Source organism: Pantoea phyllosphaerae (genome assembly GCF_051025595.1).
In the GTDB taxonomy this organism is placed as follows: domain Bacteria; phylum Pseudomonadota; class Gammaproteobacteria; order Enterobacterales; family Enterobacteriaceae; genus Pantoea.
Map to the genome: position 1 here is coordinate 141,759 of NZ_JBPFDE010000009.1, position 12,225 is coordinate 153,983.

The 12,225-nt window shown below is 61.6% G+C and carries 12 protein-coding genes; 10 read left to right on the forward strand and 2 right to left on the reverse strand.

The window, feature by feature from the left end:
* Positions 1-11 precede the first annotated feature (11 nt).
* Positions 12-809, forward strand: a complete 798-nt coding sequence (gene cobA / locus ACR6A7_RS13760) for a uroporphyrinogen-III C-methyltransferase (RefSeq protein WP_434125466.1) — start codon at positions 12-14, stop codon at positions 807-809.
* Here cobA and ACR6A7_RS13765 read toward each other — a convergent pair.
* The gene (locus ACR6A7_RS13765; RefSeq protein WP_434125468.1) at positions 806-1,624 is read right to left on the reverse strand and encodes a DeoR/GlpR family DNA-binding transcription regulator; all 819 of its coding nucleotides are present in this window, start codon (positions 1,622-1,624) and stop codon (positions 806-808) included. The genes cobA and ACR6A7_RS13765 overlap by 4 nt on opposite strands.
* 378 nt (positions 1,625-2,002) lie before the next feature.
* On the opposite strand from ACR6A7_RS13765, the gene ACR6A7_RS13770 reads away from it, so the two are divergent.
* The 9 genes from ACR6A7_RS13770 (at position 2,003) to ACR6A7_RS13810 (ending at position 10,973) form a co-directional block, all read left to right on the forward strand.
* Positions 2,003-2,800: a GolD/DthD family dehydrogenase gene (locus ACR6A7_RS13770; RefSeq protein WP_434125469.1), complete on the forward strand. Its 798-nt coding sequence runs from the start codon at positions 2,003-2,005 to the stop codon at positions 2,798-2,800.
* A 54-nt stretch (positions 2,801-2,854) separates the two neighbouring features.
* Positions 2,855-3,790, forward strand: a complete 936-nt coding sequence (locus ACR6A7_RS13775; protein WP_033747606.1) for a D-ribose ABC transporter substrate-binding protein — start codon at positions 2,855-2,857, stop codon at positions 3,788-3,790.
* 47 nt (positions 3,791-3,837) lie between these two features.
* Entirely contained in the window at positions 3,838-4,449 is a 612-nt protein-coding gene (locus ACR6A7_RS13780; protein ID WP_434125470.1) for a DUF2291 family protein, read from the forward strand.
* Between the two features lie 9 nt (positions 4,450-4,458).
* Positions 4,459-5,985: a sugar ABC transporter ATP-binding protein gene (locus ACR6A7_RS13785; RefSeq protein ID WP_434125471.1), complete on the forward strand. Its 1,527-nt coding sequence runs from the start codon at positions 4,459-4,461 to the stop codon at positions 5,983-5,985.
* 53 nt (positions 5,986-6,038) lie between these two features.
* On the forward strand, positions 6,039-7,106 hold the full coding sequence (locus tag ACR6A7_RS13790; RefSeq protein WP_434125472.1) for an ABC transporter permease: 1,068 nt from the start codon (positions 6,039-6,041) through the stop codon (positions 7,104-7,106).
* 12 nt (positions 7,107-7,118) lie between these two features.
* Positions 7,119-7,916, forward strand: coding sequence for a glucose 1-dehydrogenase (locus ACR6A7_RS13795; protein ID WP_434125473.1), 798 nt, complete (start codon positions 7,119-7,121; stop codon positions 7,914-7,916).
* Positions 7,917-8,079: 163 nt separating this feature from the next.
* Positions 8,080-9,522 (forward strand): YchO/YchP family invasin, encoded by a 1,443-nt coding sequence (locus ACR6A7_RS13800; protein ID WP_434125475.1) that lies wholly within the window; start codon positions 8,080-8,082, stop codon positions 9,520-9,522.
* 75 nt (positions 9,523-9,597) lie between these two features.
* Complete coding sequence (locus tag ACR6A7_RS13805; protein WP_434125476.1) at positions 9,598-9,960, forward strand: hypothetical protein; 363 nt, start codon at positions 9,598-9,600, stop codon at positions 9,958-9,960.
* Between the two features lie 104 nt (positions 9,961-10,064).
* Positions 10,065-10,973, forward strand: a complete 909-nt coding sequence (locus ACR6A7_RS13810; RefSeq protein WP_434125477.1) for a bestrophin family protein — start codon at positions 10,065-10,067, stop codon at positions 10,971-10,973.
* 99 nt (positions 10,974-11,072) lie between these two features.
* Here the strand turns inward: ACR6A7_RS13810 and ACR6A7_RS13815 are convergent, their stop codons facing one another.
* The gene (locus ACR6A7_RS13815; protein ID WP_434125479.1) at positions 11,073-12,146 is read right to left on the reverse strand and encodes a porin; all 1,074 of its coding nucleotides are present in this window, start codon (positions 12,144-12,146) and stop codon (positions 11,073-11,075) included.
* Between the last annotated feature and the right edge of the window lie 79 nt (positions 12,147-12,225).

Genomic DNA, 12,225 nt, shown 5'->3' on the forward strand with positions numbered 1-12,225 from the left:
CGGAGAGCGCGATGACTTTTGCGATCGATTCACTGAACAAACTGCTGTCGAACGGCGGCGAGCAGGGGCGGGTCTGGCTGGTTGGCGCCGGGCCGGGCGACGTTGAGCTGCTGACGGTAAAAGCGCTGCGGCTGCTGCATCAGGCTGAGGTGGTGGTCTATGACCGGCTGGTGAGCGAGGCGGTGATGGCGGAGGTGCCGACCTCGGCGCTCTGCATCGACGTCGGCAAGCAGCCCGGCCGTCACGGCATGAAGCAGGGCGAGATCAACCAGCTGCTGGCGGATCTGGCGCGCGGCGGCCGCGAAGTGGTGCGGCTGAAGGGCGGCGATCCCTTTATCTTCGGACGCGGCGGCGAAGAGCTGGCGTTTCTGCAGCAGGCGCAGGTGCGCTGCGAGGTGGTGCCGGGTATCACTGCCGCCGTGGGCTGCGCCGCCGCCAGCCGCATCCCGCTGACGCACCGCGACTGCGCGCAGTCGCTGCGGCTGATCACCGGCCACGGCAAGCTGGGCGAGCCACAGCTGGCAGATCGGGCCTGTGGCGACCCACGAGAAACCCTGGTGTTCTATATGGGGCTGCGCTGGAGCGCCTCTATCGCCGCCCAGCTGCAGAAGCAGGGGCGCGCGGGCGATACGCCGGTGGCGATTGTCGAGAACGGCACGCGCGCGGATCAGCGGGTGTTAATCACCTCGCTGGCCGGGCTGGCGCAGACGGTGGCGCAGCAGCGGCCGGTTTCGCCATCGCTGCTGATTGTCGGCGAGGTGGTGCGCTACGCCACAGCGGCGCAGCAGGCCACCGCCGCGCAGGCCTAGATCGCACGCCGCTGCGCCTGCGGCAGCGACGCCACCAGCACGTTGACGCCAAGCGCCTCAAAGGCGGCGATCTGCGCCGCGCTGATGCCGTCGTCGGTGATCAGATAGTGGATATGGCTCCAGTCGCAGGGCAGCGCAAACATCGACACCTTGTCGATTTTGCTGGAGTCCGCTACCACGTAGACCGTGCTGGCGGAGTTGATCATCGCCATTTTCACCTTGATGTCGGTTTCGCTGGGGAAGCTGAGCCCAAGGCGCGGCGAAATGCAGGCGGTGGCGAGAAACAGCTTCTGCGCCAGCACGTTTTCAAAAAAGCTCGCCGCCTTTTCGCCGGAGGTGGAGAGCGTCGGGAATTTAAAGGTGCCGCCGGTGAGCAGGATGTTGATGCCCGGCTCGCCGCCCAGCTTGAGCGCGATATTCACCGCCGTGGTCACCACCGAAAGGCGGCGAATATGGCCGATCGCCTCGGCGATGGCGGTGGTCGTGGTGCCTGAATCGAAAATCACCGTGTCGCCGTTTTCGATATGCTGCGCCGCCAGTCGGCCGATCGCCTCTTTTTCCTCCAGATGGGTCTGCCGCTCCAGCAGCAGCGCGCCGGTATTCTGCTTGCCGGTCATCAGGGTGGCGCCGCCGTGATAGCGCTGCACAAACCCCTGCTTTTGCAGCATTCTCAGGTCGGTACGGATAGTCGCCTCCGTCAGACCGAACGCCTCCGTCAGCGCCTTAACCGTCACCGTGCCATCTTCGCGGATCATCTCCAGAATCTTTTCGCGGCGCTGCTGCATATCGGCAAGCTGCTCAGTTTTGCTTTTCAATCGAAACGCTCCCTCTTCTCAACCACGGTTATATCCGGCGAATAGATGCCTGACGCTGAGTTTACCCCGCGCTTTTGATGAATGCGAGGCAGTGCGGTGCGCTATTAGCTTTCGAACGAAAATGAATATCTTGCATCCCTTTGAAAGCGCAGGGTTCACATAGCGCCTTTATCCATGCCGCCTAAAGGCTTATCAGGCTATATCACGCGAAAACAAGGGGATAAAAATAATTTTTGCGAGGTGTATGAAATTTGATCTCACCCACATACCATTGCGATTCGATAGCTTATATTTTTGTTCGAAAATCAAATGGCCATACGCCCGGGTAAATCCGTTTCAACAGGAGCGGCCGCTGGCAACGACACAAGTGAGGAAAGGATGAGCAGCGAATATGACGTAAACCTGCGCTACGGCGTCAACAGCGCGATGGATCTTGGCGGCAAAGTGGCAGTGGTGACCGGCGGACTTGGGGGCATCGCCATGGCGAGCAACGAGATGCTGCTGGCGAAAGGGGCGCGTCTGGCGCTGCTTTATCCCCCTTTCGAAGCGGAAAAGGTCGCCGGCCTGCGCGACAGCTTCGACGCCGACAAGGTGCAGTTTGTCACCTGCGACGTCACCGACCCGGCCTCGGTCGAGCAGGCGTTCGACGCGGTGACACAGCACTATGGCCAGATCGATATCCTGGTTAACTGCGCTGGCTACGTAATGCTGCAGCCGGTGCTGGAAACCGATTTCGCCGAATGGCAGAAGCAGATCGCCGTCAACCTTACCGGGCCGTTTCTCTGCGCGCAGGCGGCGGGCAAACGCATGGTCGCGGCGGGCAAGGGGGGCAAAATCATCAATATCGCCTCACAGGCGGCGTCGATTGCCATCGATAACCACGTCGCCTACACCTCTGCGAAGGCGGGGCTGCTCGGCATGACCAAAGTGATGGCGAAAGAGTTCGCGCCGCACCGCATTAACGTAAATACCCTGTCGCCTACCGTGGTGCTGACGCCGATGGGCGAAAAAGCCTGGCGCGGCGAGAAGGGCGAAGCGATGAAAAAGCTGATCCCGCTAGGCCGCTTCGCCTACACCGACGAAATCGCCGCCGCCGTGCTGTTTTTCGCCAGCAACGGCAGCGACATGATTACCGGCGCCGATCTGATGATCGATGGCGGCTTCACCATCTGGTAATGCAGCACCCGCCCCAACGCCTCACCCCCTACAAATAGAAGAGAGAATATCACTATGAAAATCCGCTCCCTGCTGTGCACCGCGATCGCCGCCAGCCTCTTCTCCAGCGCCGGCTTCGCGGCGGAGAAAGGCACCATCATGATCCTCGTTAACTCGCTGGATAACCCCTATTACGCCTCGGAGGCCAAGGGCGCCAACCTCAAGGCGCAAGAGCTGGGCTACAAAACCTCGGTGCTGTCGCACGGCGAAGACGTGAAGAAGCAGAGCGAGCTGATCGACGCCGCCATCGGCAAAAAAGTGCAGGGCATTATCCTGGATAACGCCGACTCCACCGCCAGCGTCGCGGCGATCAAAAAGGCCAAAGAGGCCGGGATCCCGGTGGTGCTGATTAACCGCGAAATTCCGGTCGATGACGTTGCGCTGGAGCAGATCACCCATAACAACTTCCAGGCCGGCTCCGACGTCGCCACCGTATTCGTCGAGAAGATGGGCGAGAAAGGCAAATATGCCGAGCTGACCTGCAACCTGGCCGACAACAACTGCGTGACGCGGTCGAAATCCTTCCATCAGGTGCTGGACCAGTATCCCGATATGCAGAGCGTGGCGCGCCAGGATGCGAAAGGCACCCTGATCGACGGCAAGCGCATTATGGACAGCATTCTGCAGGCGCATCCCGATGTGAAAGGGGTGATCTGCGGCAACGGACCGGTGGCGCTGGGGGCGATTGCCGCCCTGAAGGCGGCGGGCCGCAACGACGTCACCGTGGTGGGCATTGACGGCAGCAACGACGAGCGCGACGCGGTGAAGGCGGGCACGCTGAAAGCCACGGTGATGCTGCAGGCGCAGGCGATCGCCGCACAGGGCGTCACCGATCTGGATAACTTTATTCAGAAAGGGGTGAAGCCGGCGAAGCAGCGCGTGATGTTCCGCGGCATTCTGATTACGCCGGATAACGCCAGCGGCGTGCAGGACTTCAACTTTAAGTCGTAATCCCCCTTGCAGCGGCGCCCGTCCGGGACGGGCGTCAGGAGAATCCCATGCACAGACGACTCTGGCTTCTGCTTCCGATGATGGTGCTCAGCGGTTGCCGCATTGTGTCGCAGCAGGAGCTGGCGGACCTGAAAAATCCGCCGAACCCGAAGATGGCGAATATCGCCCAGACCTGGCGCGAACAGCTGGTGCCGCAGGTGCAGCGCGACGCGAAGCCCGCGGGCGACCTGCTGAAGGCGCTGCAGGCGGCGAAAGATTTCGACACCGCCTGCAGCACGCTGGGCTATCGCAGCCAGGCGGAAAACCCCTGCGTGTTTAGCGTCCGCGTCAGCGGCGAAGTAACGGCGGTCAATACCACCTCGCGCAGCGGCCGCATGACGGTCAAAGAGGCCTCGGGCGACAACATCACGGTGCAGACTGGGCCGATTATTCCCGGCACCGCGCTGCGCGACGCCTATAAAGGGGCCAGCTATCAGGATTTTAACGACCAGGTGCTGTTCGGCGACTACGGCCGCGCCATCAATCAGCAGGCCTCCGACATGATGACCGCCTTCAAGCCGAAAGTGGGCGACAAGGTGCAGCTGACGGGCGTATTCAGCAGCTGGGATGTGCCGCAGCAGATCCCGAACGTGACGCCTGTCGCCATCGCGCGGCAGTAAGGAGCGGTTATGCAGCATTCACACGCAACCGGCGAGGTGATTATCGAGACGCGCGGCCTGTCGCGCATCTATCCCGGCGTCACCGCGCTCGATCAGGTCAACTACCGCGTCTATCGCAACAAGGTCAACGTGCTGATTGGCGAAAACGGCGCGGGCAAATCCACCATGATGAAGATGCTGGCCGGGGTCGAGACCCCCTCCAGCGGCGAGATCCTGCTCGACGGCGAGCCGGTATCGCTCTCCTCGACGCACCAGGCGGAAAAACAGGGCATCAGCATCATCTTTCAGGAGCTGAACCTGTTCCCCAACATGAACGTGATGGACAACATTTTCATCGCCAACGAGTTCTTCCAGCGCGGCGTGATCAACGAGAAGTATCAGTATGCGCTGGCGAAGTCGCTGCTGGAGCGGCTGGAGCTGGATGTCGATCCCTATGCGCCGCTGGGCGAGCTGGGCATCGGCCATCAGCAGCTGGTGGAGATCGCGCGGGCGCTCTCGAAAGATACGCGCGTGCTGATTATGGATGAGCCGACCAGCGCGCTCAGCCAGTCGGAGGTGAAGGTGCTGTTCAACGTGATTGAGCAGCTGAAGCGGCGCGGCGTCACCATCATCTATATCTCGCACCGGCTGGAGGAGCTGATGGCGATCGGCGACCACATCACCATCTTCCGCGACGGCCGCTTTATCAGCGAGCGCGAGGTGCGCGACGCCAGCGTGCCCTGGATTATCGAACAGATGGTTGGCGACAAGAAAAAGCACTTCGACTATCAGGCGGCGGCGCAGGGCGAAACGGTGCTGGAGGTAGACGGCCTGACCGCGCTGCACCAGAACGGCGGCTACCGGCTCAACGAGGTCAGCTTCTCGCTGCGCAAAGGAGAGGTGATCGGCATTTATGGCCTGCTGGGCGCCGGGCGCACCGAGCTGTTCAAAGGGCTGATCGGCCTGATGCACTGCCAGTCGGGCAAGGTGCGGCTGGCGGGCAGCGCGCTGGAGCGGTGCAGCTTTCAGCAGCGGCTGAAGCGCGGCATTACGCTGGTGCCGGAGGATCGCCAGGGGGAAGGCGTGGTGCAGCTGATGTCGATCACCGCCAATATGACGCTGACCGACCTCAGCCTGCGCGGCTTTCGCCGCGCGCTGCGCCTGCTGCATCCGGCCAAAGAGAAGCGGCGCGTCGACGAGATGATCCAGCATCTGGCGATCAAGGTCAGCGATCCCGAGCTGCCGATTACCTCGCTGAGCGGCGGCAACCAGCAGAAGGTGGTGCTGGGCAAGGCGCTGATGACCGGGCCGCAGGTGGTGCTGCTGGACGAGCCGACGCGCGGCATCGACGTCGGCGCGAAAACCGACGTCTATCACCTGATTGGCACGCTGGCGCAGCAGGGGCTGGCGGTGATGTTCTCCTCTTCCGAGCTGGATGAGGTGATGGCGCTGGCAGACCGCGTGCTGGTGATGGCCGACGGCCGTATCACCGCCGATTTACCCCGCGCTGAGGTCACGCGCGAAAAACTGATTACGGCCTCGACGCCGCATGACTAAGCCGCCGGTTTACCAGGCATGACGGGCGACGTCGCTCGCCCGCAGGAGAGATGATGAACCAAAAATACCTGCTCTATATGTACCTGCTGAAAGCGCGCACCTTTATTGCGCTGCTGATCGTCATCGGCTTTTTCAGCGTCATGGTGCCGAACTTTCTTACCCCGTCGAACCTGCTGATTATGACCCAGCACGTCGCCATTACCGGGCTGCTGGCGATCGGCATGACGCTGGTGATCCTCACCGGCGGCATCGATCTCTCGGTGGGGGCGGTGGCGGGCATCTGCGGCATGGTGGCGGGCGCGCTGCTCACCAGCGGCGTGCCGCTGTGGAACGGCAATATCCTGTTTCTCAACGTGCCGGAGGTGATCCTCGCGGTGGCGCTGTTCGGCGTGGTTATTGGGCTGGTGAACGGCGCGGTGATCACCCGGCTTGGCGTCGCGCCCTTTATCTGCACCCTGGGCATGATGTATGTGGCGCGCGGCGCGGCGCTGCTGTTCAACGACGGCAGCACCTACGCCAACCTGGTCGGCCTGCCGGCGCTCGGCAATACCGGCTTCGCCTTTCTCGGCTCCGGCACGCTGCTCGGCATCTATCTGCCGATCTGGCTGATGGTGGGCTTTCTGCTGCTCGGGCTCTACCTGACGCGCAAAACGCCGCTGGGGCGCTATATCTACGCCACCGGCGGCAACGAATCGGCCGCGCGGCTGGCGGGCGTGCCGATCGTGAAGGTGAAAATTTTCGTCTACGCCTTCTCCGGCCTCTGCGCCGGACTGGTGGGGCTGGTGGTGGCGTCGCAGCTGCAAACCGCCCATCCCATGACCGGCAATATGTTTGAGATGGACGCTATCGGCGCTACGGTGCTGGGCGGCACGGCGCTGGCGGGCGGCCGCGGCCGCGTCTCCGGCTCGATTATCGGCGCCTTCGTCATCGTCTTCCTCGCCGACGGCATGGTGATGATGGGCGTCAGCGACTTCTGGCAGATGGTGATCAAGGGGCTGGTGATTGTCACCGCCGTGGTGATCGACCAGTTCCAGCAGCGGTTGCAAAGCAAAGTGGTGCTGCTGCGTCGCCATGAAAAAAAGCAGCAGTCGACATCGGTATCTGAAGTCAGTCATGGATAAGCGGAGGGCAACATGATGCGTCATTTTCAAGGGCAAACCGTCGTTATTACCGGCGCCTGTCGCGGCATTGGGGCCGGCATCGCGGCGCGCTTCGCGCGCGACGGCGCTAACCTGGTGATGGTCTCCAACGCCGAGCGGGTGTTCGCCACCGCCGAGGCGCTGAAGGAGAAGTACGGCAGCGATATTCTGGCGCTACAGGCGGACGTCACCGACGAAGCCGCGGTCCAGCAGCTCTATCAGCAGGCGTTCGACCGCTTCGGCCGCATCGACGTCTCGATACAGAACGCGGGCGTGATCACCATCGATCGCTTCGACGCCATGCCGAAAGCGGATTTCGACAAGGTGCTGGCGGTGAATACCACCGGCGTCTGGCTCTGCTGTCGCGAGGCGGCGAAATATATGGTGCAGCAGAACGGCGGCAGCCTGATCAACACCTCTTCGGGCCAGGGGCGCCAGGGGTTTATCTACACGCCGCACTACGCGGCGAGCAAGATGGGGGTGATCGGCATTACCCAGAGCCTGGCGCTGGAGCTGGCGCCCTGGCATATCACCGTGAACGCCTTCTGTCCCGGCATTATCGAGAGTGAGATGTGGGACTACAACGACCGCGTCTGGGGCGAGATCCTCAGCAGCGATAAGAAAAAATATGGCAAGGGCGAGCTGATGGCGGAGTGGGTAGAGAATATTCCGCTGAAGCGCGCCGGCCAGCCGGAGGATGTCGCCGGGCTGGTGGCGTTTCTCGCCTCTGACGACGCCCGCTATATTACCGGCCAGACCATTAACGTCGATGGCGGGCTTATCTTCTCCTGATAGCGACTTCAGGCTGGATAACGCTGCGTTTATCCAGCTTTTTCCCTGCTTTTTCCGCTTTTCCCTGCCATTCTCTGCAAATTCATCGCGATGTGTTAAAGTAAATTCAAATCCTTTTGTGAGACAGATCTCGTTAATCAGCTGAAAAAACCGATAAGACGCTATGTTTCTTCACCGCTTTGCCCGCCCGCTTTTTGCCTCTTCGCCCCTTGTCGCGGCGCTGCTTTCCGCTCTGCCTGCGGCCCAGGCTTTCACCGGCACCGCCGCCGTGGCGGAGACGCCTTTTGACGATCCGGCACGTTTTAACCAGCAGCTGGCGGCGCTGCCGTCGCTGGGCAACGCGCAGAGCGACGACGAGTGGAATAAGCGGCTCGCCGCTATCGCCAAAGACATTGGCGAAGCAAGCCTGAACGGCGACGACAGCACCAGTTTTGGCCAGCAGGCGGGCGTCTGGGCTTTTAACCACTTTCGTGACGAGGTGGCGAACCGCGTCGAGAGTGAAGGGCAGTCGCTGCTGTCGCCCTACGGTAATGCCCAGATCGATTTGATGGTGGATATGCAGGGCAGCTTCACCGGCACCGGCGGCGATCTTTTCACCGCGCTGTCGGACGAGCGCAGCCATCTCACTTTTAGCCAGGTGGGGGTGCGCGACACCAGTGACGGGCTGGTGGGCAATGTCGGCCTGGGGCAGCGCTGGGTGACGCCAGGCTGGCTACTGGGCTATAACGCCTTTCTCGACCGCAGCGTCGATATCGGCCAGCAGCGCGCTTCGCTCGGCACCGAAGCCTGGAACGAGAATCTGCGCTTCTCCGCCAACTACTATCACCCGCTGGGCAGCTGGAAGAACAGCGGCGACAGCGAGCAGCAGCGTATGGCGCGCGGCTACGACATCACCACGCAGAGCTATCTGCCGTTCTATCGTCAGCTCGGCGTGTCGCTGAGCTGGGAGCAGTATCTCGGCGATAACGTCGATCTTTTTCACAGCGGCAACCGCTACCACAACCCCTCCGCGCTGTCGCTGGGCCTCTCCTATACGCCGGTGCCGCTGGTGACGCTATCGGCCAGCCACAAGACCAGCAGCGCGGGCGAGACGCAGGATCAGCTGGGGTTAAAGCTTAACTATCGCTTCGGCGTGGCGCTGAGCAAGCAGCTGGAGGCGAGCAACGTTGCCGAGGCGCGTTCGCTGCGCGGCAGCCGCTATGACCGGGTCACCCGTTCCGATACGCCGGTGCTCAGTTTTCGCCAGCGCAAAACCCTGTCGGTGTTTCTTGCCACGCCGCCGTGGCAGCTGACGCCGGGCGAAAGCCTGCCGCTGAAGCTGCAGATCCGCCACAGCAACCCGATTAAGGCGGTGAGCTGGCAGGGCGATACCCAGGCGCTGAGCCTGACGCCGCCCGCGAATAACAGCCAGCCGCAGGGCTGGAGCCTGATCGTGCCCGCCTGGGACGACTCGCCAGGCGCCAGCAACGAGTACCGCCTGTCGGTGACGCTGGAGGATGAGAAGCAGCAGCGCGTCACCTCGAACTGGATCACCCTGAAGGTGCAGCCGCCGATGCAGGCCGATGCCGGTGCGGCGTCAGATCGCTTCGATATTATGGCGCCCTGACGCGCTGTTGAGGATTGCGTGACGCCGCGCGCGCTATCATCACTGCTGTTCGCTGTCTCTGCCGAGAGGTCATCAATGAAACTTTTCTCTCTTCTGTTCGCCTGCGGCTGTTTATGCGGCTGCGTGGATCTGGGCCAGGTGTCGCTTCATCCTCAGACCACCACCGGCTATTTCGCCGCCCATCGCTTCGAGGTTGAGCAGTGTCTGGAAACCACAGCGCTCAACCAGCGACTGCGGTTAGAGGCCGACGATCCGCTGCCTGGGGGCGTGGACCGGTTTAACCTGCTGAATGCGCAGTCAGAGGCGGTGGCATGGATCGAGGTGGCGAAATTTAGCCATCACGAAACCAGCGCGCAGTTCTATTACGCGCCCGATCGGCCCGCAATCGCGCAGGCGGTGGCGACGATGATAGCGCGCTGCGGCTCAGTGGGCAGCTAGCGCGCGAGAGAGGAATAAGTTGTGACAATTGTCACAATTTATCGCTGGTCAGGCGTGCGGGAAAGTCGCAGAATCGCCGCAAAATCCCTTGTCACCTGCCCATCATGATCGTTCGTCCTCATCGCCACTGGTTCGTTCGTTTGTTCGCCTGGCACGGCTCTGTGCTGCCTGTTATTTCATTCCGCCTGTTTCTTAATCTGCTGATGTCGCTGCTCGCGCTCTGGCTGCTCAACTGGTACGAGACCCTCGGCATCAAGCTGACGCTGGCGCCTTTTAGCCTGCTCGGCGTCTCCATTGCGGTGTTTCTCGGCTTTCGCAACAGCGTCTGCTTCGCGCGCTTCAGCGAGGCGCGCCATTTTTTCGGCGCGCTGCTGATCGCCTGCCGCACGCTGCAGCGTCAGGTGCTGGCGCTCTTTCCTGACGATGCGCCGCGGATCCAGGCGCTGCTGCTGGCGTTCTGCTATAGCCTGAAGCACCAGCTGCGCCGCAGCGACGCGCGCGCCGATCTGCAGCGGCTGCTCGGGGAAGATGCCGACTGGGTGCTGTCGCGCCGCTCGCCGACCAATATGCTGCACCTTCAGCTCTCGCACTGGCTGGCGGACCAGCGTCGCCAGGGCAAAATCAGCGATCTGGTGTGGAGCACGATCGACGAGAGCCTGAATCAGCTGGCGGCGGTGCTGGGTGGCTGCGAACGGCTGGCGAGCATGCCGGTGCCGTTCGCCTATGGCCTGCTGCTGCACCGCACCGTCTATCTCTTCTGCACGCTGCTGCCGTTTGCGCTGGCGCCCGATCTGCACGCGATGACGCCGCTGGTGTCGATGTTTATCTCCTACACCTTTTTGTCGCTCGATACGCTGGCGGAGGAGCTGGAGATGCCGTTCGGCTATCAGAATAACCATCTGCCGATGGATGCGATCTGCACCAATATTGAGATTAGCCTGCGTGAGATGGCGGGAGAGGAGGAGACGCTGCCGACGCCGCTGCGCCCGGACGCCTACTACCGTCTGACCTGACTCTGGCGGCACGCCTCTGCGTGACGCAAAAAAGGCCGCTTGCGCGGCCCTGCGCGCCCGGTTGACACGGACCGGGCGCAGAGTGAGGGTAAAACCTTATCAGAACTGGTAGATCAGGCCGACGGCAGTGATATCGTCGGTCTTCAGGCCCAGCGGGTTGTTGTCGTCCAGCAGGTTGATCTTGTACTCCACGTAGGTCGACATGTTTTTGTTGAAGTAGTAGGTGGTGCCTACCGCAACATATTTGAAGATGTCGGCGTCGCCGATATTCTCAATCTCTTTGCCCTTTGATGAGACGTAGCCTATCGACGGGCGCAGCCCGTTCAGGAACTGATACTGCGCCACCGCTTCGAAGTTCTGCGCTTTGTTGGCGAAACCGCCGCTGATCGGCGTGGCGTTCAGGGTTTCGCCATACATCGCCGCCAGGTAGATCTGATTCGCATCATATTTTACTGCCGTGGCCCAGTTCTGCGCCCGGTCGCCGTCGCCGCGCGCCGCCGCGTTCTGCGTCTCGGTGCGGTCGAGGCTGGCGTAAGCGCCGGTAAAGCTCAGGCCGAAATCGAAGGCGTAGCTGGCGGAAAGGGCGTAGCCGTCGCCATTGGAGCGGCGCACGCCGTCGGTATTGCCAGCGCGATCGTTTTTGCCTTCATACTGCGCGGCCAGGCTCAGCCCTTTGATCAGGCCGAAGAAATCTTTGTTACGCCAGGTAAGCAGGCCGGTGGAACGCCCCGCCAGGAAGGCGTCGGTATAGCCGGAGTCGCCGCCGAAGAAGGGGAGCATATCGGTATAGGCGAATGCGTCGTAGACCAGCCCGTAGTTGCGGCCATAGTCGAGCGAGCCGGCGTCGCCAAACTTCAGGCCAGCATAGCCGAGACGGGTGCGGTTGCCGGTCTGCGCGTCGCTGCCTTCCGAGTTGCGCAGGCTGTACTGATACTGCCAGAAGCCATAGCCGGTCAGCCGGTCGGTAATTTTGGTTTCGCCCTTAAAGCCGAAGCGCGCATAGGAAGAGGTATCGCCATCGCTGCTGCTGTCGTTAGAAAACAGGTGCGAGACGTTAATCTTTCCCACTAAGTCGAGTTTGTTACCATCTTTATTATAAATCTCTGCTGCCTGGCTGGCAGATATCCCTACAAGAGACGACACCACTGCCGCCGCTATCGCGCGCTTCATCATTGATATTTACCCTGTCTTTGTTAGTTATTATTCCCCGCTATCCGGGGTGAAAGAAAAATGACACAAAAGGATAATTTGA